This window comes from Paenibacillus sp. SSG-1, assembly GCF_002224835.1.
GTDB classification, from domain to species: domain Bacteria; phylum Bacillota; class Bacilli; order Paenibacillales; family Paenibacillaceae; genus Paenibacillus_AQ; species Paenibacillus_AQ favisporus.
The window spans coordinates 6,363,090-6,388,206 of sequence record NZ_MBRK01000001.1; the positions used below are offsets into that span (position 1 = coordinate 6,363,090).

Sequence of the window (25,117 nt, forward strand, 5' to 3'; positions counted from 1 at the left end):
ATATGAAGGGGGAGCTTCGGGTGCTCGAGGAAGAGCCGTACCGGGCTGCCGGATTACTGCTCCATTTGCTTGCCAAGAAAAGCAGCGGCTGTCTCGGACATTTTGACTTCCAGCTGCGACATCTTGGTCGCTTCGTCCTTGCTCAGCAGGATCACTGAACCAATTGGATCTCCGCCGGAAATGATCGGCGCGGCCACAAAGGAGGACAGATTCTCCTGATGGTCCTTGCTGATTTCGTAGCTGCCTTGGTTTGTTTCCAGCAGCGTCTTGCGGCTGTCCATGCAGTTCTCGATCAGGGATCCGATCGGTTTCTCCAAGTATTCCTTCTTGGAGCCGCCTGCAACGGCGATAAAAGTATCGCGGTCGGAAATGATGGTCGTATGTCCAGTGCCTTCATACAGCGACTCCGCATATTCCTTGGCGAAATCGCCCAGCTCGCCGATCGGGGAGTATTTCTTCAGAATAACTTCACCATCACGGTCTACAAAAATTTCAAGCGGATCTCCTTCACGGATACGCAGTGTACGTCTGATTTCTTTAGGGATGACCACTCTGCCCAGGTCATCGATACGGCGGACTATTCCAGTAGCTTTCATTAACATGTTGCCCCGCTTTCTAGAGAAGATTTTTCAACTACTGTTCTTATGGGAAGAGGTGAGTCCCAGGAATATAAGTTGTGATATCTGCCCATAGTATTCATCCATTCCCAATTCCTTATACATGATGTTGGAACTATTAGTTGCGGTTGTTCTGCACATTTTATCCAGCTCATTGCCGCAAAAAAAGACGCGGGTCTGGCCCGCGCCTTCCTTCCTGCACACGATTCAATGCGGAATATGGATTATTTGCCCGATCCCTCGCCGGGCTCGGTTACCTTTTCTTCAAAAGTAGTCGTACCTTTATCGGTGGTTTTGGCATCTCCGCTGCTGCCTGTCGTGCCTGTACCGGTGCCGTCTCCGCTTCCGGATGTACCGGAAGTAGTGCCTTCCGTGCCGCTTCCGGACGTTCCCGTTCCGGTTGTTCCCGTGCCGCTCTTGGACGTATCCGCCGTTTTCGGCAGATCAATCTTCTTGATGATCTTCGTCAGATCATTCTGCATAAACTGATCGATCTTCGAAGCGCCCAGATTGCTCCGGATCATTTCTTTCTGATCGTTCGTCAGCTTGTCATAAGGCGTGTCCTTGCGGGAATCGACCTTGATAATGCTGTATCCGAGATTGGACTCGACGGGAGCACTGATTTTGTTCAGCGGAAGGGTCAGCACCTGCTCTTTGAACTCCTGCACGCTCCACTGTCCAACGGTAAAGTCTTTGTAGACGCCGCCATTGTCCTTGGAGGAGGAATCATCCGAGTACTTTTTGGCCAGCTCGGCAAAATCTCCCCCTTTGTCCAGCTGCGATTTGACGTCTTTGGCAATCTTCAGCGCATCTTCCTTGGTGCGCTCCTTGTTATTCGAATCGGTCAGCCCGATCAAAATATGATGCACCGTGGCCACCATGAAATCCTGCTTGTTGGCCTCATACTGCTTTTTGATGTCGTCTTCGGTCACTTTGGCGTTCATGTCCTCCATAACCGTCATAACCTGCACCAAATATTGCTTGAGCTCGTCCTCTTTGAGCTTCTGGTCGCCCAGAAGCTGCTTGAACTGGTCATCGCCCACCTGTTTCTTCATTTGGTCAATTTGCTGGCCGGCCTTTTTCTCGCCTTCCTTCTTGGCATCGTCCGTAGCCTTGCCGCTCAAATATTTAAAAGCAATTTTTTGCTTCACCAAATAATCCTGGAAATCGGCCATGTCCATAAATTGGGCATATTCCGGAGACATAAACGTCATGATTTTTTTCTGCGTCTCAAATTCATTCTCCGTAATCTCTCCGCCTTCATAGGTTGCCACCGGTTTACTGGCATCCTTCTCTTTATCGGAGCCGCCTTTCTCGCAGGCTGCCAGCACGGAAAGGGTCAGTACGCACACCAAAGTCAGCAGAATTCCTCTCCATGCTTTTTTCTTATTGAACAACATCCTGAAGTTCCTCCTTCGATTTGAACAGCTCACGGATCGCTTCCAAGAATTGTTCCAGCAGATCGAGCAGCTGCTTGTCATCAAGCCCCTTGCCTTTGATTCGGATTGTCATTTGAGCATCCTGCTCAAATTGTACACGTCTCTCGAAGCGATTGCCAACCTGTGCAAGCTTCGCGGTGCTGACGGCCTTTTCCTGCCCCTCGTAAAATTTGAGGATCAGATCATCCCCATGGCGGTTGATGGAGTCGATGCCGTACATCTTGCCGTATACCTTCAGCCGGGCGACGGTCAGCAGGTTCGTTACCGCCTCAGGCAGTTCCCCAAAGCGGTCCAGCAGCTCATCCTCCAGCTCTTTCCCGTCGTCGAACGAAGAAACTGCCGCCACTTTCTTATAAATTTCAATCTTTTGAATGCTGTCATAAATGTACTCGGACGGCAAATACGCATCGATGCCGATATCGAGCGCGGTGTTCCACGTCTTCTCCGGTTCGACCTTTTCTCCGAGAACGGACACCTTCCGCTTCTGGATTTCCTCGGCAAGCATTTGCGAATACAGGTCGAAGCCGACGGAGGCAATAAACCCGTGCTGCTCCGCACCAAGCAGGTTCCCCGCTCCGCGGATCGCCAGGTCGCGCATCGCGATTTTGAAGCCGGAGCCGAGCTCCGTAAACTCCTTGATCGACTGCAGGCGTTTCTCCGCCACCTCGGTCAGCACCTTATCCCGCTGGTACGTAAAATACGCGTACGCAATCCGGTTGGAGCGTCCGACACGGCCGCGCAGCTGATAGAGCTGGGACAGGCCCATTTTGTCAGCATCATGCACAATAAGCGTATTCACGTTCGGAATATCGACACCTGTCTCGATAATGCTCGTGCTGACAAGGACGTCGTATTCCCCGTCCAGAAAGTCGAGAATCGTCTTCTCCAGCTCCGTCTCCGACATTTGCCCGTGGCCCACTCCAACCTTGGCCTCCGGCACCAGCGCCGAAATTTGGGCGGCCATTTCATGAATGCCTTGAACGCGGTTGTACAGATAATACACCTGACCGCCGCGGGCCAGCTCCCGTTCGATGGCCTCCCGCACCAGCGTCTGGCTGTATTCCACGACATACGTCTGCACAGGGAAGCGGTTTTCCGGTGGCGTCTCGATGACAGACAGATCCCGGACTCCCAGCATGGACATATGCAGCGTCCGCGGAATCGGCGTCGCCGTCAGGGTCAGCACGTCGACATTCGTCTTCAGACGCTTCAGCTTCTCCTTATGCGTCACACCGAACCGCTGCTCCTCGTCCACAATCAGGAGGCCCAGATCCTTGAACACCAGATCCTGGGACAACAAGCGGTGCGTCCCGATCACGACGTCGACCGTCCCCTGGCGGATCCCCTTGATCGTTTCGTTCTGCTCTTTCCGGGAACGGAACCGGCTCAGCACCTGGATGTTCATCGGATATCCCGAGAACCGCTCCCGGAAAGTCTCATAATGCTGCTGCGCCAGAATCGTCGTCGGCACAAGAACGGCCACCTGCTTGCCCTCCATGGCAGCCTTGAACGCGGCGCGGATCGCCACTTCGGTCTTGCCGTAGCCTACGTCTCCGCACAGCAGCCGGTCCATCGGACGGTTCCGCTCCATATCCTTCTTGATCTCTTCGATCGCCCGCAGCTGATCGCGTGTCTCATCGTAAGGGAACATTTCTTCGAATTCCTGCTGCTCGGTCGTGTCCTTCTCAAAGCCGTATCCCGGCGTCGACTGCCGCTCGGCGTACAGCTTGATCAAATCGTCGGCGATGTCCTGTACCGAAGAGCGGACTTTATTTTTAACGCGTGTCCACTCGTTGCCGCCCAGCTTATAGATCTTCGGCTCCTTTTCCTCCGAACCGACGTATTTCTGAATGAGATCGATCTGTTCGATCGGCACGGACAGCTTGTCGCCGCCGGCATACAGGATATGCATATAGTCCTTGTGGATGCCGTTGATTTCCAGCGTGCCGATACCCATATATTTACCGATGCCGTGGTTTTGGTGGACGACATAATCGCCGACCTTCAGCTCAGTATAGCTCTTGATGCGCTCGGCGTTATCAATGTTTTTGCCCAGCTTGCGGATCTTCCGCTGCTTCTGGGAGAACATTTCGCCCTCGGTAATTACCGCCAGATGAATGGACGGCATCTCAAAGCCCGTCTGCAAATTACCCTGCAGCATGATCGGCTCCTCGATGTTATAATCCTGCAGCACCCGCCGCATCCGGTCGAGCCGTTCGTCGCTGCTGGCAAGCATCATCACCTGAACCCCGGATTTATGCCAACGGTCCATTTCCGCTTTCAGCACGTTCATCTGCCCATGGAAATCCTGCATCCCCCGGCTGATAAAGTTCAGGATGTTCTGAGGCTGGGTATGCGGAACCTGACGCAGGAAAATCGACATGAATATCGTCTGGAACGGACGCTGGTACAGGATCTCGTCGCCGTCAACGGACAAATGCAGCTGCGGCAGCGTCTTTCCGTTCTGCAGCAGATGCAAGTTCCACTCGGATTCGTCACGCTCCAGCTGTTTGGCTGTTTCAAGAAGGCGCGCCGGCTCGTCGAGAATGAGGACGGTGTCCTTGTGTAAATAGTCGTACAGCGTCTTGCTCTCCGGATAGAGCAGAGAGATATATTTATAGATTTCCGGAAAATAGACATGCTCGCGCAGCAGCTCCATCTCCCGTTTCATTTCTTCCGTTAGACGCAGCTTCGCCTGCCGGTCGGTCATCTTGCCAAGCTGCTCTTCCAGCAGTTGAGCGGTGGCTGCAGCTGCCTGCTCCAGCCTCTGGTGATCGGCGATGATCTCCTTGCATGGCGTAATAGTGACTTCCTTAACTTTATCGATTGACCGCTGATCGGACGGATCAAACGTGCGAATCGAATCGATTTCGTCGTCAAACAGCTCGACGCGGTAGGCCAATAGGGAGGTCATCGGGTAAAAGTCGATAATTCCTCCGCGTACGCTCATTTCGCCCTTGCCTTCGACCCGTTCTACCCGTTCGTATCCCATTTCGATCATTTGGGCCAGGAAAGCTTGGGCGTCCAGTGTGCCTCCATCTTGAATTACAATTTGGGCTTTGGCCATCACTTCCGGGGCAGGCAGAAACCGGCGCACACCCGAAAACGGTGCCACCACAATGCCCGAAAACCCCTGCGCGCACTTCATCAGCACATCAATACGCTGCGCAAGGGTCTCTGGACTGGATACCGCGGATTCGGCTGCCACCAGCTCATTGGCCGGATACAACAGTACACGGTCTGGTGAAAGCGCTTCCTGTAAATCTTCCGCGATTTTCTGGGCGGAAAACATGTTGTGAGTGACGACGAGCATCGGGCGTTTGATTTCTTCAAACAGTGCCGACAGCATAACCTGACGCGCGGACCCCGATAACCCGGAAACGAGCTGTTCCTTCATACCGGCCGATAACCCGGCGGTAATCGACTTCAAATCCGGATCTTTAGAGAAAGCTTCTATAAGTGCATGTAACAAAGGGGGCACCTCTCTTATGCTTACTTGTTATCTTTTGGATGGTAGATTGAATTTTACCATAAAATACCTGACTGCGGTGATTTTTCGCTGTGCTTCATTAAAATATATCTACCGGCAGCGGACATCCCCTGGTCTTAGGAGACTGGACAAAAGGAATACCCAAAAGAAGCCTCAGCAGCACTGCCAAGGCCCTTCCATTCACGGTATCTGTCCGCATTCTTCGCGGTTCGCGCACAACATTATTGAAGCGGGTTTGCCAACAGGCTCAGCTCCGGATTGTTCTCCAGCGCTTCTCTGCAGTAATCGCAGATCACTTTGACCGTTACGTCGCCGCTTAAATCATACGCTATTATATCTCTACGTTCTGCCGGGGTCAAGGAATGGAACCCCAGCTGGGCGTCGGTAACCAGGGACGAATCTATTTTTCCGAGCGGCGTGCGGCAGTGCCGGCAAATATAATTTATTGCCATCTATATGCCTCCTGAAAGTCGTTTATACTTCAGTATGCCCGAAAAAACGTTCGTTTAGCCCCCGGTTCCTGCCCCCGAGATCAACCGTTAAACTTGGCCATCGTTTGTTCAAAGGTATGGTTCAGACTGAACTCCGCGGCGTCGCAGGCTTGCTCAATCATCGTCTTCAGCAGCTCGTTCTCCTTTTTCGGAAAATTCGAGAGCACATAGTCGACAATCGCGTATCCCGGCTCGGGCCGGGAAATCCCCATCCGGATCCGGTCGAACACTTGCGTCCCCGTATGCTGGATGATCGATTTGATGCCGTTGTGGCCTCCGGCGCTGCCCTGATACCGCAGGCGGATTTTGCCGGTTGCCGTATCCATGTCGTCATAAACGACGATCATGTCCTCGAGCTTTGCCTTGTAATAATCCATATAGGCCCGCACCGCTTCTCCGGACAGGTTCATGTACGTCATAGGCTTGATAAGAACGACCTTGTCGGTTCCGATAAAGCCCTCGCCGATCAGCGCCTTGCATTTGCTTGGCCCAAACTTAATACCATGCCGCTCCGCCAGCGCATCCAGCATCATAAAACCGACGTTGTGGCGCGTTTTTTCATAATTGGATCCCGGATTCCCGAGTCCTACAATCCATTTCATTGCGTTATTCGATCCTCCAAACCGGCCGCTGCCGCTACGCCTGCTGTGCAAGTTAGCATTAGCACCAAATTTTGTTACAATAGAGTATAGGATGCTGCATCGCTTCTTGCCATGGCATCCATGATCACCATAAGAAGGTGGTACGGTTCATGACTGAATTCGGCCAATTGCTTACGCTGCACCGGCACTTTCAGCAGCACCAGATCCACGGCATTCCCGTTCAGGTTCTCCGGCAGGGCGTACACGTGGACATTGGAACGATTACCTCATTCACCAAGCACTTCGTTGAAATTCAAGGTACGCTCTACAACCGGAATTTGTATACGTTTGTGTCGACACCCGGATATTAAAGAGCATGCGCGAGAAGGGTTATATTTCCTGGAGCCAGGAAACATAACCCTCTCTTTGCATATACCTTCCCTTGCCTTATTCGATTTCAAACAGCTTGCTGATGGACAATTCCTCATGCACACGGATGATGGCTTCACCCATCAACGGAGCTACCGACAGAACTTTGATCTTCTTGCTCGGCTCCGGATGCATAATCGGAATCGTATCCGTCACGATGACTTCACTGAGCGGAGAATTCTCCAGGCGTTCCATCGCCGGGCCGGAGAAGACGGGATGCGTACAGCAAGCATACACTTCCTTGACGCCGCCTTCCATCAGGGCATTGGCCCCAAGCACGATCGTGCCGGCCGTGTCGATAATGTCATCGATCAAAATGGCCGTTTTGCCTTCGATATGACCAATGATGTTCATGACTTCACTTACGTTCGGTTCCGGACGGCGTTTATCAATGATGGCCAGCGGGGCATTCAGGAAATCAGCCAGTTTTCTGGCACGAACCACACCACCGTGGTCAGGAGACACAACAACCGGATTCTCGATTTGCTTGGAACGGAAATACTGGGCCAGAATCGGCACCCCAAGCAGATGATCAACCGGAATGTCGAAGAAGCCTTGAATCTGCATCGCATGCAGGTCCATCGTGATGACACGGTGGGCACCCGCCTTCTCAATCAGATTCGCAACCAGCTTAGCGGTAATCGGGTCACGGGAACGGGCCTTACGGTCTTGACGCGCATACCCATAATAAGGGATTACGACGTTAATGCTCTTCGCAGAAGCACGCTTCAGCGCATCGACCATGATCAGCAGTTCCATGAGATTGTCATTTACCGGACCGCATGTCGACTGCACGACATAAACGTGGCAGCCGCGAACGCTCTCCGATAATTTTACCTGAATCTCACCATCACTGAAGCTGGTCGTATGCGAATCCCCCATGGGGATGCCGATATAATCCGCAATTTGCTGTGCGAGCTTCGGATTGGAATTGCATGTAAATATTTTTAACTTCGAATCACAATAAGTCATAGAATTAAAACCCTCCGTGCTGGTTCATTGAAATTCTGGCCTGCCTCCATGCCGCTTGAAACCATGTATCTCACACTCCCCGGTAAGACGGGGACGCTTTACGTTTAAACCTGCTGCTTGCTTTCCTTCTTGGCTTTGGCCTTGGAGCGAATTTTCTCGGCATACCCCGGTTTATTCTCCTGGCGTTTTCTGGCGATGGCCAGGTCATTTTCAGGAACCGATTGGGTAATCGTCGAGCCCGCTACTACGTAGGCTCCTTTGCCCACTTTCACCGGAGCCACCAGATTCACATTGCTGCCGATAAAAGCATCATCTTCAATTTCAGTCATAAACTTATTATACCCATCGTAGTTGACCGTTATCGCACCGCAGCCGACATTGACGTTCTTGCCTACCGTCGCGTCGCCGACATAGCTTAGATGCGAAACCTTGGAGCCGTTATCGATCGTTGCATTTTTCACTTCCACAAAATCGCCGATCTTGACGTCTTCTCCAAGTTTGGATTTCGGACGCAGATATGCATACGGGCCTACCGATGTTCTAGAACCCACTTCTGCCTGATCCAGCACCGAATGCTTGATCGTCACGCCGTCGCCGATGACGGAATCGCTGATATCGCTCTGCGGGCCGATCACGCAATCTTCACCGATAACCGTTTTTCCCTTCAGTACCGTGCCGGGATAGATCACGGAGTCGGCTCCAATGGTCACGTCGGCACCGATATACGTTGAAGCGGGATCAATGATCGTGACGCCGTTCAGCATATGACGAATATTAATGCGTTCCCGCATTAATCCTTCAGCCTCTGAAAGTGCACGGCGGTCATTAACGCCGATCGACTCAGCGTAGTCGTCGGTCACATAGCCGAGAACGGTTTCTCCCTCGCCTACAAGAATCCCGATCACGTCCGTTAAATAATATTCCTGCTGGACGTTGTTGTTCGTTACCTTCTCCAAAGCGGCAAACAATTTCGCATTATCAAAAACATAAGTGCCTGTATTGATTTCACGAACCGCATCCTCTTCCGGCGTGCAGTCCTTCTGTTCAACGATACGTAGTACGCTTCCGTCCTCGCTGCGGATCACGCGCCCGTAACCCTGCGGCTGGTCCGTATAAGCAACCAGTACGGTGGCGGCAGCGTTGTTGCTTTCATGCAGCTGCGTCAGTCCCTGCAGTGTCTCGGCCGTGACCAGCGGAGTATCGCCGCAGATGACAATGGTTGAGCCTTCTTCCGAGCCCAGTAAAGCTTTGGCCTGCTTCACCGCATGGCCTGTACCAAGCTGCTGCTCCTGCAGCACGTATTCAGCGGCCTCACCCAGATAAGATTGGACAGCCTCTGCCCCGTGGCCAACGATGACAATGCTCCGTTCGCAGTTCACCTGTTTGACGGTATCCACGACGTGCCCAACCATCGGTTTGCCACAGACGGGATGAAGCACTTTGTATAATTTGGATTTCATTCGTTTTCCCTGCCCTGCGGCAAGAACAATCGCCATTCTTTTCAAGGATCTTGACCTCCTACTCTAGAACTCGCTCAATACTGAATATATCGTATTATAAGCAAAAAGAAAAGAGAGCCATAGTCCTGGCTCTCCTTTCCTTGAACCCCAATTGTAAACTTAAGCGCCTTCCTCGATCACTTCTTCTTCGCTGGCAGCGCGTTCATATTCCGCCAGGACGGCCGTTTGAATCTTCTCCCGGGTGCCGGAAGAGATTGGGTGGGCAATGTCGCGGAATTCTCCATCCGGAGTGCGTTTGCTCGGCATAGCAACGAACATTCCATTGTTTCCATCGATGACCCGAATGTCATGAACAACAAATTCGTTATCAATGGTAATGGATGCGATTGCTTTCATTCTCCCCTCGGAGTTAACGCGGCGGAGTCTGACATCCGTAATTTGCATGTGTGTGTTCACCACCTTTTTCCATCAGAGACTTGGTGTATAATTCCACACAGCATGCGCGAAATCCTCTTTTTTAAGTTAACAAAATGTCCTAAAATCAGGAATTTTTTTATAAGAATGTGAGTGTCGACAGACTTCGGAACTATTCGCCGATAAAATATTTTTATCGACAAAATCCGCAGGCCTCTTCAACGTTAAGATGGGTCAAAATAATTCCCGGGGCTCACAAATATTTCTTTCGTCTTTGGATCGACCGCCGTCAGTGTCGCCAGGGACACATAATCGTGCAGTAGCCGCTCCTCTGATTCCACCGCTCCCGACTCGACCAATACGCCTACGCCTGCGACTTCGGCATCAAATTCGGCCAGCAGATCTACCATGCCCTGGATGGTGCCGCCTGCCTTCATAAAATCGTCCACGATCAGGACGCGCGACTTTTCCTTCAGCGCCCGCCGCGAAAGGGACATCGTGTGGATGCTCTTATGCGATCCCGACACGTAATTGATGCTCACGGCAGATCCTTCCGTAACCTGGTGGTCCCGGCGCACGAGAACAACCGGCAGGTTCAGCTGGGCCCCGGTGGCATAAGCCAGCGGAATCCCTTTGGTCTCCACGGTCATGACCACGTCGATGTCCTTGCCGGAGAATGCAGTGGCAAAAATCTTTCCCGCCTCGTTCATAAGAGAAGGCTGTCCCAGTAAATCGGACATGTACAAATACCCGCCGGGCAGAATCCGGTCCTTCTGCTGAAGCTGGGAACAAAGATCGTTCGCAAACACCAGCGCCTGCTCCTTCGGCATTTTCGGAATATATTTCACGCCTCCGGCGGCCCCGGCCAGCGTCAGCAGGTCCCCGATGCCTTCCTCCTCAAACACTTCCTTGATAATAACCAAATCTTCGCTGATCGAAGACTTGGCGGCTCCGTATCTATCGGCAAATGTGGTGAGCGGGATCAATGTATGCGGTCTGGACAAAAGATACTGCGTCATCTCCACCAAACGCGCGCTTCGCTTTAATTTTTTCACGAAATACTCCTCGCTATCGCTGTATTCATCGGAATCTAAAGCAAAATCACCCAGAAAATCCGAATATTATAGTAAGAATATATCATTTTTGTACGGATTTGTACAACATGGTTGGCGAAGTTAGGTCAATAGGCGCACCGCATACACTTCTTTGCAAAAGCCCCGCAGCCCGTTATAGATTCGTGCCACCTTCGATTCCTTGTACACCAGGCCGAATACGGTCGGCCCGCTGCCCGACATCAAAGCCCCGTCTGCGCCAAGACGCAGCATCCCTTCCTTCAGCTGCTGCACTTCGGGATGCAGCCTCAGCGTCACATCCTCCAGCACGTTCCCCAGGCGGGTGCATACGCCATGAAAGTCTCCCGCTTCGATCGCACGGATCATGCCTTGGGCCGATGGATGTTCCTTGACCTGCGCCGCTCTGAACTTGCCGTAGACCTCCGCGGTCGATACGTTAATCGGCGGTTTGGCCAAAATCACCCAGCACTGCAGCGGATTCGCCACAGGCGTCAGCTTTTCACCCCGCCCTGTCGCCAGAGCGGTACCTCCAGTCACGCAGAACGGAACATCCGATCCGAGCTCCGCACCCAGCTTCTGCAGCTCCTCTATCGGAATGTTCAAATCCCACAGCCGGTTCAGACCACGCAGAGTGGCGGCGGCGTCGCTGCTTCCTCCGGCCAGACCTGCTGCTACGGGGATCTTCTTATCCAGATGGATATGCACACCGCTCTTGACGTCGTACCGGTCCTTAATCAGCCTTGCGGCCTGAAACGCCAAATTCTTCTCATCCAACGGTATGTATCCCGCCTGGCTTGAAATAATAATCGTATCCCGGGGCAAAGCCGACATCTCCAGCCGGTCCGCCAGGTCGACCATCGTCATAACCATTTCCACCTCATGGTACCCGTCTGGCCGTTTATGTAATACATCCAGCATCAAATTGATTTTGGCCGGTGCTTTTTCGTAAATTTTCAAGGCGTTCACCCACCCTCAAGATTCCCTCTATCTGGATTGACACAAGCCGCTTCGAATCCTTGGGCTCAATCCGAAACCTGGATTGCACCTCAAGCATTTTTTCTCTTGGGCTCAATCCAGAAACCTGGAATGCACCTCAAGCTTTTTTTCTCTTGGGTTCAATCCAGAAATCTGCAACTTCAAATCATTATATCAAACTGAACCAGTCAAGTCATTTTCCGTTTACAGACAAAGGGCGGAGCGGACACAGCCTTTAATTCAAAAAACGGAGAACCTCCCGCTTGGGAGGCCTCCGCCGGCATTGCTGGTGTGAATCAGGATTTACGTGCGGCGGCCTGTTCGGCAAGCTGGATCGCTCTTTTTACCATGTTGCCCGCATCCTTGGCCTTAATACCTCCCCAGCCTTCCTGTTGGACAGTTTCGTAAAATCCCAAATCCTTAGCCAACTCATTCTTCAGCTCATCCGACATGACACTGCGGCGTCTGCGGCTCATGAACATCCTCCTTTGGTTCCATCGGAATTAGGCTGCTGCCATAAGTATTATCCCGCTCCCGGCCGCTCCTCATTCCATATCCCCCTGCCAACTAAAAACAGCCCTCCATCAGGAAGGCTGTTTTGTCATTAAAGTTACGCTTTCTCCAACTCGATCCGGGTGCCGGTATTATCATCGCAAATAATAACCTCCACGGATTCCGTAAGAATATCGGCATAGCTGTATGAAACACGTTTAAAGGTTTGATGCTCTTGATCCAATTTCACAATAAAAACAGATGGGTACGTTTCTTCCAAAACACCAGTACGCTCGACGGTCTTGCGACGACCACCGTTAGCCCGAAGCGAAATCTTCTGACCCACGTGAGCTTCGAGATTGCGTTTGATTTCCAACAGCGTATTTTTAGCCATTGTCGACGACCACCTCTTTCCTTGTCCATTATAACTCGAAAAGAGAGTTTTGTCAAATCAAAACAATAATTATATCAGCATCAATTTTATGTTGTCAACGAATTTTTTTTCGGAACCCCAGCTCATTTCTGCTTACACCCGGATAACAACAAAAAACCGCAATCCGCCGGCAGATTACGGTTCCTGCATTTCGTTATACTGTCAGGTCAAGAGCTTTGCATGGCATTTCCGGACATGTTAAATGGCCGACGGCGTCACTTTAAGCTTGGTTAAGTCGTTCAGCCGGGGCAGGCCGATCCGGTAGCTCCCGCGGGTTTCAATGCCCCCGACGCCCTGCGTGCCGCTGATCGTATTGTGAAGCACATCCGTCATATTGATCGTATCTCTAACCGATGTAAACGACGCCTTGGCGGCAACATATACCGGATCCAGGGCATGAATCAAGATGCGCCCCGGGGAGCTGGCAAAGTTGGCTCCAGCCTGCAGCAGTGCCTCAAAGTGCGACTGGCATGCGCCGGCGATAATCGTCATCTGATCGTAATGGCGCTCAAACTGGCGCGCGACCTGAATCGCCCTGACGAAGTTTTGCGAGTTTTTATAGCTGTTCAAGCTGTACAAATCATGATTCTGGCGATGCTTCAGTACGCCGTCATGTCCCGTGATCACCACGATATCCGGCCGGACCCGAGGCAGCAGCCGGTACAGGGCGTCCGCCATCCCGGCCTCATTCACATAATGGCCCTCGGCCGGAACCCGAAGCTGCTCATACAGGCTCAGGCTCTTTTTCAAATAATTCGGATCTCCATCCAGATGAAGCACCTTCCCGGGGACTTCGAAATAAGCCGGCTCAGCTGTTCCCCATTCCCCGCTTCCGCTCAAGGTGGCCTGATTCCGCTGGGTCTGCTCCTGACGGTGACGTTTCAATAAACTGAGCGACTCGTTTGCTCTAATATTTGCTTTCTCGGTTTTTTCGCTTACCGGCGCATAAGGAACCCTTACCAGATCATCGAGCGGAGAATCCGCCAGAAGTCTGAACTCTGTTCCCTTAATCACCGCTTCGTCCCTGCGCAAATCCTCGACGCGGAACGCGATATCGCCGCCGTAGGATCTGCGCACGACCAGGTCTCCAATATTCATGAACATCACCCCTACCCCATGGTATGGGCGAATCCCCCTATTGGTTCATCTTTTGTTTAATTTAAGCCGATGCCTTCCTTCCGCAGCAGGTTGCTTAGCACGGCATATTCCTCAATGCTGAGCGTCTCGCCGCGGCGGGACGGGTCGATTCCAGCTGCCTGCAGCAGCTGATCCAGACGCTCCCGTCCCTCATTGGGGAAGAAGCGGCTCTTCAGATTGTTTGATATCGTCTTCCGCCGCTGAGCGAACGATGCTTGTACCACCTCGAAGAAATGCCGCTCATCGTCAACCACAACCGGCGGCTGTTCCCGCACGGCCAGACGGATCACGGCCGATTCAACGTTCGGCTGTGGAATGAATACCGTCTTCGGCACGATACACACCAGCTCCGGCACGCTGTAATACTGCACGGCAATGCTCAGGCTGCCGTAATCCTTCGTGCCCGGCCGGGCGGCCATCCGGTCTGCCACCTCCTTCTGAATCATCACGACGATGTTCTCCAGCGGGAGCCGCTCCTCCAGCAGCTTCATCAAGATCGGCGTCGTCACATAGTACGGAAGGTTGGCCACGACGCTGACTTTGGATACGCCGGCAAAATTGCTCTTAAACAACGCAGCGAGGTCCGTCTTCAGTACATCCCCATGATGTACCTTTACGCCGGGGTATGGGGCGAGAACCTCCTCGAGGATCGGAATCAGCCTCTGGTCGATCTCAACCGCCGTGACGGCCCCTGCCTGCTGGGCCAGCTTTTCGGTCAGGGCGCCGATACCAGGACCGATCTCTAGGGCACCCTTGGTGGAATCAAGTCCGGCCGCGTCCACGATTTTATTTAAAATATTTTGGTCGATCAAAAAATTTTGCCCCAGGCTCTTCTTGAATGAAAAGCCGTGGCGCTGGATGATTTCTTTGGTTCGCCTTGGTGTGGCGATGTCGTCCATGCCGTTCACGTTGTCCGGCCTCCTTCATCTTCGATACGGGCAAGCGCATCCGCAAATTCTTCGCGGGATATTTGAAATATGGCGAGTCGCTTATAAAATTGCTTGCCGTTGCAGTAGCCGATACCGAGGAGGTTGCCCATCGCCATCCGCCGGGCGGCGGCATCCGGGTGCACCAGCAGCCCCGCCTCCATCAGGTCCTCCATGTCGATCTGGCTTTCCGCCCCCTCATAAGAGGTGTGAACCCGCTCCAAGGCTCTGCGGATCGCCGCAGGCGAGGCGTTCTCCACACCGATATCCCCCTTGCGGGTTGCATCGGCCTCCGGGATAAACGCATGCTTGCAGCCAGGCACCTTGGCCGAAATGATTTTGCGGATTCTTTCGCCGGCGTGATCCGGGTCCGTCAGCACAATGACCCCCCGCCGCTCCTGAGCCAGCGCGATCCGCTGGAGTATACGCGCATTGATGGCGGAGCCGCCCGTCTCGATCGTATCGGCATCCACCGCCCGCTTCACGGCCACGGTATCATCCCGGCCTTCCACCACAATGACTTCTTTAATCATGATTTCCTGTCTTCCTTTCGAGTACATTATACCCGTCAATGCCGCCGGACAGCCAAGTCCCTGCAAGTGGCATAAACCGTGATGCCTGTTCAGGTACTTTGCGGGGTCCCGGTATAGACAAACTGCTGTAAATTAACAACAAAAAGAAGAGGAAAGCTCCTCTTCTTTAGCATGACATTTTCATGATCATAATACTATAACATTAGAATGGCAAAGTAAAACGAAATTAGTTCAGCTCCGGTTTGACCGGACCGATCACGTATACCTTAAGGCCGGATTTACGGCCAAAGTTGCGTGCCTGCTGGACGGAATCGTAGTATATATCGATTTTATTTCCCTTAATGGCTCCGCCTGTGTCTTCCGCACGACGGAAGCCAACACCTTCAATGTAAACCCACCATCCCAAAGGAATGACGCTTGGATCAACCGCAATCGTGCGGCCTTCCGTGACACGTGTTCCTGTGGCGGTGCGTGTGCCGACTCCGGACTCGCCAGACGAATAAGCGGTCATGGAGACTTTGATCAGCTTCTTGTAGGAAAAGTCAACGCCGGCCTTGCTGACCCGGTTGTTACTGCTGCTGCTGACCTTCTTCACCTTGGCAGGGGTAGAAGAAGCTTTGGCAACGGCTGTTTTGACTTCGGTCACTACGGGAACAGGCTTTTTCTTCGTGCCGACGGCTATGACCTTATCCTTGGTCACCGTCTGCACTTTTTTGCCCACCATTTTCATGGACACCAGCTTGCCGTCTTTGTACTTCTTCTCAATGTACTGCACCATGACGCCAGGAGATCCCTGCTGAATCACCCGCGACTCGCCTTTATAAATGCTGGGGTCGGAGGTTTTGACCACCCGGAAGGGGAGGGATTCATGACGCTGTATCACTTGTTTGTTCATCCGGACGATCCGGATGTCCGTGTTGGTGGAGACCGCCGTTTCGACAGCCGGAGTGACAATGTCTGTTTCCTTGACTTTGACGCCGGTTTCTTTCAGCACGTCGCCGACCGTTTTGGCCGTTGTATACAAATGCTTCGTTGCACCATCAGCCGTCACCTTCACAGGACTCGCGCGGTCGATCACGACCTTGTCGCCGTCGGATATAGCCCCGCTCAGCGGCATCGATATTTGGTCCTCGGGTTTCAGACTGATTTCCTGCTCATCCAGCATTTCTTGAAGTAAAGATGTATTGGTCTGTACAGATTTCATTTGACCGTCTACTACCAAATAAACTTGTTTTCGCGATTGACTGTACACGAGCAGCAAGATCATCAGGGTAACCGCGATTGAAACGATAGCTGCAGTGGAGATCTGGCGCAAATTCTCATGCTTCCATCGCAATGCGTAAGACATGCTGGAGATTTTTGAATCATGGGTCTTCTCTGGTTGGAAAACGCCCACTTTCTCGATCCTCCTTCATAGCCTCGCCGTCTAGAGTTATGCATGATTGTATTTGACGCGACTATACTCAATTTTTTACAAGAACCCACAGAAAGCATGCGTTCTTGCACCATGAACCAATCTCTCCATCATGATTTGTCACCTCCTGTTATACAACAGTATGATGACTGCCTCTCCTTTATTCAAAACAAAAGAAGCCGATAGAAAAGAGCTTACGAGGACTCTTTCGTGGCTTCCGGATGTCTGAATATCGGAATTGTCATGCACGAGGGTACCTCTCTTTATCCGCTTACGGGGTTAGCTGTCGGGTTCGGGCGAAAGAGAGCCGCCCTATTCGCGTCCTTACGCTCATGGCGTAAAGCCGTTCAATTCACCCCAGAGACCCAAAAAAGAAATCAAATACGTTTGCGAGCACCGGACCGCTTCCGGTCTGTCATGCCCCGCTCCAGTATTGGTTCCCCCGTTCTCCCATGCGGGAGACTCAGCGAGACTGGTTCATGAAGCTGCGAAGGTAAGACCTTAACGACAGCTCAATGATTCACTGAAAAGATGATATCCTGTTTTGATGCATGTTGTAAAGCGGTAATCAACCACGTTTATTTGAAAAAGTGGTTAAAAAAATGTAATATTCGGCGTTTTGTTTGTTAAAATTCTTTAATCATTCGCTCATGCTCATTTTTTCGGCTGTTTTTCTCCCGATTTCACACAATTCCAAATCGTTCCAGCCCATTTTGGGTGGTAATCTGGGCAATTTCCTCCAGGTCAACCCCCTTAATCTGGGCTGCCGCTTCAGCGACCAGACGGACGTTTGCCGACTCGTTTCTCTTCCCTCGGAAAGGGTGTGGCGTGAGATAAGGAGAGTCCGTTTCGATGAGCAGCCTGTCCATCGGAACCTGAGCCAGGACCTCTTTGGGGACTCTGGCATTCTTGAACGTAATAGGTCCGCCAAACGAAAGATGGAAGCCCATATTCAGGCACAGCTTCGCGGTTTCCCAGCTCCCCGAGAACGAATGCATGACACCGCCGACCTCGCCGGCCTTCTCTTCCCGTAATATTTTCACAATATCCTCATGGGCGTCCCGGTTATGTATAACAATCGGCATGTTGAGCTCTCGGGCCAGTCCGATCTGCTGGCGGAGGACCCGGTGCTGCACGTCCTTCGGCGAGGTGTCCCAGTAGTAATCCAGACCAATTTCACCGATGGCCACCACCTTGGGGTGACTGCATAAGGATGCAATCCACTCCAGATCGCCTTCCTGCATAAAAACGGCGTCCTGCGGATGCCAGCCTATGGCCGCATATATAAAATCATACGTTTCCACCAGCTTCATCGTCGATGGAATCGTCTCCCGGTTAAAACCAACGTTGATCATCCGGGTTACACCGGCTTGTACGGCATTGTCAATGACCCGCCCCCGGTCCTCGTCGAATTGTTGCGCATCCAGATGGGTATGCGTGTCGAACAGTTCCATGAATTTGAACTCCTTTCTTGTCGGTACCACAGGTTCACTTTCGTACGGTATTTTGTCATTAAAGCTTGAAAATGCGGGAAATCGAAGGAGAAAGATCGGTTATCGCCTTTTCCAGTTTATCTTCCGGATAATACAAGTGATATTTCCCGCGGTGAATGCCGCTGATGGACCGGACAATATCCGACACCTCGGATATTTCCCGCAGCTGCTCCTGGCGGTCGAGCAGCAGGATCTGTTTCTGGCTCGACTCGTCACCCGGACGAAATACATCGTAAGGAAGATCGGTCGGAAAATCAATCTCCAGATCATATTCCGGGTTCATTCCGGCTTGTCCAAACTCCCGGCGGATTTCATCGATCATTTCCAAATCGACGGAGTCCATTTCTACATATTTATACAGTTTGCGGTGCATAAATCGGGTGCACAGCTCGCTGAGTATGCGGTCGTCCTCATAGGACCACTGAAGGAAGGCCGTTTGAATCAGCGCCTCGTCCAGCTTCAGATAAGCTTGCACGTCCAGTTTGTCTTCAAAGAGCTGCGGCAGCGGCTCGACCATAAAGCCAAAAGGATAACCATCCTGGTACAGCTCCTTGGCCCGCCGGAAAATTTGGCGCAAAATAATTTCTGAACTGCGGGTTACCGGATGGAAGTAGACCTGCCAGTACATCTGGTACCTGGACATTAAATAATCCTCCACGGCATGCATCCCGGACTCTTTGACCACCACTCTGCCCTGGTAAGGACGGAGCATCCGTAAAATACGGTCAATATCAATCGTGCCGTAGTTCACCCCGGTGTAATAAGCATCCCGAAGCAGGTAATCCATCCGGTCGGCATCCAAGGGGCTCGAAACGAGGTTCACTACAATCGGTTTATCATAGGTCTTCGCGATGACGGCGGATACCTTGTCCGGGAAGTCCGGGGCAATCTCGCTCAGAATATCATTCACTTCCGTATCTCCGGTGACAATCCGGCGAGTCCAGTCTTCATGATTCATATGAAAGGCTTCTTCAATCGAATGGGAAAAGGGGCCGTGTCCCAGGTCGTGCAGCAGCGCCGCACACAGCGTCAGCAGCCTCTCTTCTTTTGGCCAATCCGGATATCCACTGCGCTCAAATTGCGAAATAATCCGCCGTGTAATCTCATATACCCCTAAAGAATGGGAGAAACGGCTGTGCTCCGCTCCATGAAACGTCAAATACGAGGTTCCAAGCTGCCGGATCCGCCGCAAGCGCTGAAATTCGGTCGTATTAATAAGCCTCCAAATCGTGGAGTCCTGGACGTGAATATAATTGTGAACCGGATCTTTAAAGACTTTTTCCTCACTTAGTGGGTTCATGTTCAGGTCAACTCCATTCATTTTGTGAAATTCGGGTTGTTAAGTGTTTTAATTTTGAAATATTTTTGACAATTGATGTCGATACATGTCGAAATAAGCAGAATTAAGGTTTTCCAAATCGACATTATACTACCAAGGCGATATAATTGGAAAAGAATCCTGATATGAGTGATTTCCTAGCTGTTATGCTATTTGTAAGGTTATTGAACCAAATTTACTGGTTGACTGTTTTGGGAATCGTTGGTATTATTGATATCATTAAAGAGAGAACGTTGTCGAATTATGACATTTTAAAACTATGGCGAGAGGAGCAATGATCAGTTATGATGAAATCAACTGGTATTGTAAGAAAGGTAGACGAACTGGGTCGGGTAGTTATCCCCATTGAACTGCGCCGTACCTTGGGCATTGGAGAGAAAGACGCACTTGAGATTTACGTGGACGGAGAACGTATTATGCTCAAGAAATACGAACCGGCCTGCATCTTCTGCGGCAATGCTGAGAATGTTACTTACTTCAAAGGAAAAATTGTTTGTCACGATTGCATATCAGAAATCCCAACACCTGTGACAAATTAAGATTTTTAGTATATAATAAGAGTAATTCAAATTGTTAATTCTAACCTTTTTCATATCTCCTTGGTGTCTCCTCGGCTTAGAACCCGGCCGTGGGAGGCATTTTTTTTGATTGTCGGCGGGATGACCGCTACAAGGAGAAGAGAAGCAGCCGCACGATGCATCCTAACTCCGGCTGCTTCCATTTTGCCACAAATTCCCTAACCTCGGAAAAACTTTCATCCCTATAAAAGGCGACTGTCTTTTCAAAAATGTGGTTTACCCACCAAATTACTCTCTTCTACCTATTGCTCCTTCACCACTGCATTTATTACAATAGCGCGTTATACACATCTCTTTTGGAAACACCACGGTCGGCGGCCGCCTTCTTCATGGCGTCTTTCCTTGGCAACCCTTCCCCTTCGTAATGCTCCACATGCTCTTCCACCGTCAGCTCCTGCCACCAAGCATTCCGCTGCTTCTGCTCCTCCTTCGGATCCGCGCCTTCCAGTACGAGGCAGTATTCGCCAAGCGGAGCATGCTCCTCCAGATACTCGAGGCATTCTTCAATGGTTCCCCTGACAAACTCCTCATATCGCTTGGTCAGTTCACGGGCGAGCACAATTCTCCGATTGCCGAGAATTTCAAGGATGGCCTTGAGTGTCTTCATTACCCGATGAGGCGATTCGTAAAACAGCAGCGTTCCGGATGCCGCCTGCAGCGGCTCCAGCACCGCTTGAATCTCTTTGCGTTCCCGGGGAAGAAAACCGATAAACGTAAAGCGCTCGGTCGGAAGTCCCGACACGATCAGGGAGGATAACGCAGCATTGGCACCCGGGACCGGAATAACGGGAATTCCTTGTTCCAACGCCAGCTGGACGAGGTCGGCCCCGGGGTCGGAAATCGCCGGCAGACCGGCATCGCTGACAAGAGCCAAATTTTTTCCTTCTATTATATAGCGTATTAATTCGGGTCCGCTTGCCGCCTTATTATGCTCATGATAGCTGAACAACATAGACGGGGAAATGTCGAAATGGGTGAGCAGCTTGCGCGTCTGCCTTGTATCCTCTGCGGCGATGATGTCACAGGCCTTTAGCGTGTTTACCGCCCGAAACGTCATGTCCTCCAAATTGCCGATGGGCGTGGCCACCAGGTATAACGAACCCGGCGCGCCCTCTTCTTTTTCCTGAAAACTGCTTTGTATGCTCAGACTCATTCTTTTCCCTCTTTAGCTCCATAATAAATATCCAGAATTTCGGGGCAGTAGCTGTTATTCTCATTATATACAATGAGTGGCGGCAGCAACCGCACCTCCGGCTTGCCTTCCCTCATTGCCTCGACCAGCACCATATTCGCCTCCAAGTGGGCCCTCGGATGAACAAAGCGAATCCGTTTCGGCTCCAGCCGATGCTGCCGCATCAGTGATATAATGTCTGCAAGCCGCTGCGGCTTATGAACCATGCTGACTTTCCCTCCGGGCTTGACCAATCTGAAGCAGGTCTGAATAACCTCTTCCAGGGTGCAGCTGATTTCATGGCGGGCGATCGCCTGGTGAGGATTCAGCTTGATATCGCTGCCGTTCAGCGCCATATAGGGCGGATTGACTGTAATGGCGTCATATACGCCGTGCCCGGTCTCCTTGTGCAACTCCCGCAAATCGCCTTCGCGGATGAGAACCCGGTCATTCAAGCCGTTCAGCTCCACGCTCCGCCGGGCCATGTCCGCCAGACGGGGCTGAATTTCAATACCTTCGATGGCCGCCGCAGTACGGGTGGTGAGCAGCATCGGAATGACACCGTTGCCCGTACACAGGTCGAGCACTCTCCCCTTGGCCGGAATTCCCGCGAAGCGTGCCAGAAGTACCGCATCCATGGAAAAGCTGAACACTTCGTCGCTTTGGATAATATGCAAATCATGCGTCAGCAGATCGTCGAGACGTTCCGTCGGCCGCAGGCTTACCTGTGATTTATCAATTTTCATTCTTCATTTTCCTTCTCTGCAGCATAGGGTAACCTTCCTTGGTACTTTACATAAAACTATTGTAAACCATAAAAACATTGAAAAAAAACCGTAGGGAGTTATCCTACGGCTTCATTTATTCAGAAAAGACAGGCAGAAAAGGCAATCGCCTTCTGTGCGCAAATGTCCATAATAGACGTTGCATATATGGAAACCTTCGTGATACAGCCTCGCGAGGTTGTCGTATCCTTCCCCCACCACGTCCTCGATCTCATGCTCCTGCTCTGCTGTGGCATGGGCCGGTTGTGGCAGCGGGGATCCTTCCTCCGGTATGGCTCCTTTTAATATTTTGCGCAGCTGCTCATTCTCCAGGCTCAGGCGGTTGTTTTCCTCCAGCAGCTCTTTGATGAGAAGCTTCATTTCACCCAGATCACTGTGAACCTGCTCCATTTGTGTTTCCATCTCTTGAATGTGTGCAAAAATATTTTTCTTTTCCAAGTTTCCACCCCGAAAGTAACCTCTACGGTTTACTTGATGACAACATCATCCAATGGCAGTTCCTTGACCTTGCTGATTTCAAACAGCTGGACATGGACGCTTCGGCTGCCGGCATTGATACCGACCACTTTGCCTTCTCCCAACGATGTGATGACGATTTTGCCTACTGATGGCAGCTCTTCCTTCACACTTTCATAATTATCATGCTCATATTTCAGACAGCACATGAGTCTTCCGCACAAACCGGAAATTTTGGTCGGATTCAGCGACAAGCTCTGGTCTTTAGCCATCTTGATGGATACAGGCTCGAAATCGCCGAGCCAGGACGAACAGCAAAGGATGCGACCGCATGGGCCGATACCGCCCAGCATCTTGGCTTCGTCACGCACACCAATTTGTCTAAGCTCGATCCGCGTCCGGAAAATACCGGCCAGATCCTTGACGAGCTCGCGAAAATCCACTCTTCCCTCAGCCGTAAAATAAAATATAATTTTATTTCGGTCAAACGTAAATTCCACATCCACCAGCTTCATCTTGAGGCCGTGATCGCGGATTTTATTTAAACAGGTGGCAAAAGCATCCTTGGCGGCCTGCTTGTTCTCTTCCACAACCCGTGCGTCAGAATCACCGGCGATCCGGATGACCTTCTTCAGCGGGAGGACCACATCGGATTCCTGCACCTCTTTTTTTCCAACGACAACCTTGCCGTATTCGATACCGCGCGCCGTTTCGACGATAACGCTGTTATCCTTCTCAATCGGGAAATCGAGCGGATCGAAATAATAAATTTTGCCCGCCTTTTTAAAACGGACACCCACTACACTGTACAAAAACTAACCCCCTTATATGCCAGAGACCATTGGCTAGCCTTGAAGCTATCCTTCCAAACCGATTAAAAACTGTTCAAGACAGAGTTGGCTATTCACATTGTAGCGCAATTTTTTCCTGCATTCTGCGGCTAAATCCATATAGGAGACCCATTGTGCCGTGCTGCGGGTTAAAGCATGTGTAGACAAAAAGTCCAACTGATCTATGAAAACGATACTTTCGTGCTTACCGTACTGGACGTGAAGCATATCTTTGAACCACAAATGAAACAAATTAAGCAGTGTATCCAAGTGATCGGATAACCCGGCTTTGAACACCTTCTGCCCTGCGGTCACCAGAGCGGAGCTGCCGCGGCCTAGAGCTTCCTTCCCTAATTGTAACACTACGTTTCTAATTTCTGCAAACCAATTCTGCTCCATCAGCTCGCGGCATCCGTCCAGTCCCGACGATAGGTGAACGGCGCATCTGGCAAGCGGTGAAGGGTATCCTTCATCCACCAGCGTCTGCAGCATCAACCCGGGGCTGAGCGGGGTAAAAGGCACCAGCTGCGCGCGCGACTGAATCGTTGGGAGCAGAGCCTGTCCATTCTCCGTAATCAAAATCGCCACGGCCGGAATGGGCGGCTCCTCCAGAAACTTCAGCAGGCTATTGGCCGCCTGCACGGTCATCGTATCAGCCTGGTCGATAATATATACCTTCGGATTCTTTGATTCCGAGCGATAGGAAAAGACCCGCTGTAAGTCGCGGATCTGGTCGATTTTGATAGACGATCCATCCGGAACAAGGAGATGAAGATCGGGGTGATTGCCGTGTTCCACTTTGCGGCATTCGAGGCATTGTCCGCAGGCGTCGTCCTCAAGCGTAGTACAGAAGAGTGCTTGGGCAAACGTCCGGGCCGTCTTCATCTGCCCGCTCCCCGCTGGACCGCTGAATATATAAGCATGGCTGACGGAGTTTCGGCGAAGGGCGTTTTGCAGCATTTGCTTTGCCGCATCCTGACCCGCAATATCTGCAAAAGACATATTTCCTCTCTTCCCAATATCGATGGACCGGAAGACGGATCGCCTGGCCGGCGCATCGATGTTACAATACGGCATTCTATCTATACCTATAGTTTATCATGTACAATGGGCTTTACCTATTCCTATTTCTTCTAATCTGTCAGAACATCAAATTGATCAGCATACCGCGGATTTCCCCAATACGCTGCAGCAGCTCGATTTTCCCCTGTTCGCTCTCCAGCATATCGTCGGCCAGTCCCAAAAGGGCCGAGTCGATTTCATCAATCAGATTGTAGCGCTTGCCCCGGCCTCTGCGGTCCCAGCCACGAGCTTCCTTCATCCGGACTCCACGGCGGACCGTATCCTCCAGAAACCGTTTGACCAGCATACGGTAGGCCTTCAACTCGCGGATTGTCATCGATCTAGCGAGGCGGTCTCCCTGCATCTGAATCTCTTTAAACCGGCGGTCAAGCTCCTCCTGTGAAACCTTCTCGCCGTGCTGCTGCATGATATCGGAAAACGATTTGGGCTGAATCTGCTTCGCATTGCCCTCGTTAATCTGCAAATCGCTCTTTAGGGGTCTGAACCCCGGATTAATCTTCAATGGA

General features: G+C 51.5%; 26 protein-coding genes and 1 riboswitch. Of the genes, 2 read left to right on the forward strand and 24 right to left on the reverse strand.

What is annotated here, in order from left to right:
* Positions 1 to 53: 53 nt before the first annotated feature.
* From spoVT to pth, 5 genes are all read right to left on the reverse strand, one after another.
* A complete protein-coding gene (gene spoVT / locus BCV73_RS29040; RefSeq protein ID WP_076176700.1) occupies positions 54 to 596 on the reverse strand; it encodes a stage V sporulation protein T in 543 nt (180 codons plus the stop codon).
* A gap of 245 nt (positions 597 to 841) precedes the next feature.
* Positions 842 to 2,017 (reverse strand): peptidylprolyl isomerase, encoded by a 1,176-nt coding sequence (locus BCV73_RS29045; RefSeq protein WP_089549464.1) that lies wholly within the window; start codon positions 2,015 to 2,017, stop codon positions 842 to 844.
* Complete coding sequence (gene mfd / locus BCV73_RS29050) at positions 2,004 to 5,528, reverse strand: transcription-repair coupling factor (RefSeq protein ID WP_089549465.1); 3,525 nt, start codon at positions 5,526 to 5,528, stop codon at positions 2,004 to 2,006. The genes BCV73_RS29045 and mfd overlap by 14 nt, the downstream gene beginning before the upstream one ends.
* Positions 5,529 to 5,767: 239 nt before the next feature.
* Positions 5,768 to 5,998, reverse strand: a complete 231-nt coding sequence (gene fin, locus BCV73_RS29055; RefSeq protein WP_076176664.1) for an anti-sigma-F factor Fin — start codon at positions 5,996 to 5,998, stop codon at positions 5,768 to 5,770.
* Positions 5,999 to 6,078: 80 nt separating this feature from the next.
* Positions 6,079 to 6,639 carry an aminoacyl-tRNA hydrolase gene (pth, locus tag BCV73_RS29060; RefSeq protein WP_076176663.1) on the reverse strand — a complete coding sequence of 187 codons (561 nt, stop codon included), beginning with the start codon at positions 6,637 to 6,639 and terminating at the stop codon, positions 6,079 to 6,081.
* A 149-nt stretch (positions 6,640 to 6,788) separates the two neighbouring features.
* On the opposite strand from pth, the gene BCV73_RS29065 reads away from it, so the two are divergent.
* Positions 6,789 to 6,989, forward strand: coding sequence for a hypothetical protein (locus BCV73_RS29065; RefSeq protein ID WP_076176662.1), 201 nt, complete (start codon positions 6,789 to 6,791; stop codon positions 6,987 to 6,989).
* 76 nt (positions 6,990 to 7,065) lie between these two features.
* Here BCV73_RS29065 and BCV73_RS29070 read toward each other — a convergent pair whose 3' ends face one another.
* From BCV73_RS29070 to BCV73_RS29130, 13 genes are all read right to left on the reverse strand, one after another.
* Positions 7,066 to 8,019, reverse strand: a complete 954-nt coding sequence (locus BCV73_RS29070; protein ID WP_076176661.1) for a ribose-phosphate diphosphokinase — start codon at positions 8,017 to 8,019, stop codon at positions 7,066 to 7,068.
* Positions 8,020 to 8,123: 104 nt separating this feature from the next.
* A complete protein-coding gene (glmU, locus tag BCV73_RS29075; protein WP_163883102.1) occupies positions 8,124 to 9,515 on the reverse strand; it encodes a bifunctional UDP-N-acetylglucosamine diphosphorylase/glucosamine-1-phosphate N-acetyltransferase GlmU in 1,392 nt (463 codons plus the stop codon).
* A gap of 123 nt (positions 9,516 to 9,638) precedes the next feature.
* A complete protein-coding gene (gene spoVG, locus BCV73_RS29080; RefSeq protein ID WP_076176659.1) occupies positions 9,639 to 9,923 on the reverse strand; it encodes a septation regulator SpoVG in 285 nt (94 codons plus the stop codon).
* 194 nt (positions 9,924 to 10,117) lie between these two features.
* Entirely contained in the window at positions 10,118 to 10,948 is an 831-nt protein-coding gene (gene purR, locus BCV73_RS29085) for a pur operon repressor (RefSeq protein WP_076176658.1), read from the reverse strand.
* A gap of 120 nt (positions 10,949 to 11,068) precedes the next feature.
* Positions 11,069 to 11,923: a 4-(cytidine 5'-diphospho)-2-C-methyl-D-erythritol kinase gene (gene ispE / locus BCV73_RS29090; protein WP_076176657.1), complete on the reverse strand. Its 855-nt coding sequence runs from the start codon at positions 11,921 to 11,923 to the stop codon at positions 11,069 to 11,071.
* A 314-nt stretch (positions 11,924 to 12,237) separates the two neighbouring features.
* Positions 12,238 to 12,417, reverse strand: a complete 180-nt coding sequence (locus BCV73_RS29095; RefSeq protein WP_076176656.1) for a small, acid-soluble spore protein, alpha/beta type — start codon at positions 12,415 to 12,417, stop codon at positions 12,238 to 12,240.
* 134 nt (positions 12,418 to 12,551) lie between these two features.
* Positions 12,552 to 12,827, reverse strand: a complete 276-nt coding sequence (gene veg, locus BCV73_RS29100) for a biofilm formation stimulator Veg (RefSeq protein WP_076176655.1) — start codon at positions 12,825 to 12,827, stop codon at positions 12,552 to 12,554.
* A gap of 237 nt (positions 12,828 to 13,064) precedes the next feature.
* Entirely contained in the window at positions 13,065 to 13,964 is a 900-nt protein-coding gene (gene yabG / locus BCV73_RS29105) for a sporulation peptidase YabG (RefSeq protein WP_076176699.1), read from the reverse strand.
* Between the two features lie 56 nt (positions 13,965 to 14,020).
* Positions 14,021 to 14,911 (reverse strand): 16S rRNA (adenine(1518)-N(6)/adenine(1519)-N(6))-dimethyltransferase RsmA, encoded by an 891-nt coding sequence (gene rsmA / locus BCV73_RS29110; RefSeq protein ID WP_076176654.1) that lies wholly within the window; start codon positions 14,909 to 14,911, stop codon positions 14,021 to 14,023.
* The gene (gene rnmV / locus BCV73_RS29115; RefSeq protein WP_076176653.1) at positions 14,908 to 15,462 is read right to left on the reverse strand and encodes a ribonuclease M5; all 555 of its coding nucleotides are present in this window, start codon (positions 15,460 to 15,462) and stop codon (positions 14,908 to 14,910) included. The genes rsmA and rnmV overlap by 4 nt, the downstream gene beginning before the upstream one ends.
* Before the next feature lie 226 nt (positions 15,463 to 15,688).
* The gene (locus BCV73_RS29120) at positions 15,689 to 16,858 is read right to left on the reverse strand and encodes a 3D domain-containing protein (protein WP_089549466.1); all 1,170 of its coding nucleotides are present in this window, start codon (positions 16,856 to 16,858) and stop codon (positions 15,689 to 15,691) included.
* A gap of 270 nt (positions 16,859 to 17,128) precedes the next feature.
* Positions 17,129 to 17,355, reverse strand: a riboswitch (cyclic di-AMP (ydaO/yuaA leader).
* 204 nt (positions 17,356 to 17,559) lie between these two features.
* Positions 17,560 to 18,330, reverse strand: a complete 771-nt coding sequence (locus BCV73_RS29125; protein WP_089549467.1) for a TatD family hydrolase — start codon at positions 18,328 to 18,330, stop codon at positions 17,560 to 17,562.
* 58 nt (positions 18,331 to 18,388) lie between these two features.
* The gene (locus tag BCV73_RS29130) at positions 18,389 to 19,669 is read right to left on the reverse strand and encodes an HD domain-containing protein (RefSeq protein WP_089549468.1); all 1,281 of its coding nucleotides are present in this window, start codon (positions 19,667 to 19,669) and stop codon (positions 18,389 to 18,391) included.
* 323 nt (positions 19,670 to 19,992) lie between these two features.
* On the opposite strand from BCV73_RS29130, the gene BCV73_RS29135 reads away from it, so the two are divergent.
* The gene (locus BCV73_RS29135) at positions 19,993 to 20,247 is read left to right on the forward strand and encodes an AbrB/MazE/SpoVT family DNA-binding domain-containing protein (RefSeq protein ID WP_036712714.1); all 255 of its coding nucleotides are present in this window, start codon (positions 19,993 to 19,995) and stop codon (positions 20,245 to 20,247) included.
* A gap of 307 nt (positions 20,248 to 20,554) precedes the next feature.
* Here BCV73_RS29135 and rsmI read toward each other — a convergent pair whose 3' ends face one another.
* From rsmI to BCV73_RS29165, 6 genes are all read right to left on the reverse strand, one after another.
* Positions 20,555 to 21,439, reverse strand: a complete 885-nt coding sequence (gene rsmI, locus BCV73_RS29140; RefSeq protein WP_089549469.1) for a 16S rRNA (cytidine(1402)-2'-O)-methyltransferase — start codon at positions 21,437 to 21,439, stop codon at positions 20,555 to 20,557.
* Positions 21,436 to 22,203, reverse strand: coding sequence for a tRNA1(Val) (adenine(37)-N6)-methyltransferase (locus tag BCV73_RS29145; RefSeq protein WP_089549470.1), 768 nt, complete (start codon positions 22,201 to 22,203; stop codon positions 21,436 to 21,438). Before BCV73_RS29145 ends, rsmI begins: the two co-directional genes overlap by 4 nt.
* A gap of 111 nt (positions 22,204 to 22,314) precedes the next feature.
* Positions 22,315 to 22,680 (reverse strand): DNA replication initiation control protein YabA, encoded by a 366-nt coding sequence (gene yabA / locus BCV73_RS29150; protein ID WP_076176647.1) that lies wholly within the window; start codon positions 22,678 to 22,680, stop codon positions 22,315 to 22,317.
* Positions 22,681 to 22,709: 29 nt separating this feature from the next.
* Positions 22,710 to 23,510 (reverse strand): PSP1 domain-containing protein, encoded by an 801-nt coding sequence (locus BCV73_RS29155; protein ID WP_076176646.1) that lies wholly within the window; start codon positions 23,508 to 23,510, stop codon positions 22,710 to 22,712.
* Between the two features lie 45 nt (positions 23,511 to 23,555).
* The gene (gene holB / locus BCV73_RS29160) at positions 23,556 to 24,530 is read right to left on the reverse strand and encodes a DNA polymerase III subunit delta' (RefSeq protein ID WP_089549471.1); all 975 of its coding nucleotides are present in this window, start codon (positions 24,528 to 24,530) and stop codon (positions 23,556 to 23,558) included.
* Positions 24,531 to 24,669: 139 nt separating this feature from the next.
* Positions 24,670 to 25,113, reverse strand: coding sequence for a YaaR family protein (locus BCV73_RS29165; RefSeq protein ID WP_076176644.1), 444 nt, complete (start codon positions 25,111 to 25,113; stop codon positions 24,670 to 24,672).
* Positions 25,114 to 25,117 lie beyond the last annotated feature (4 nt).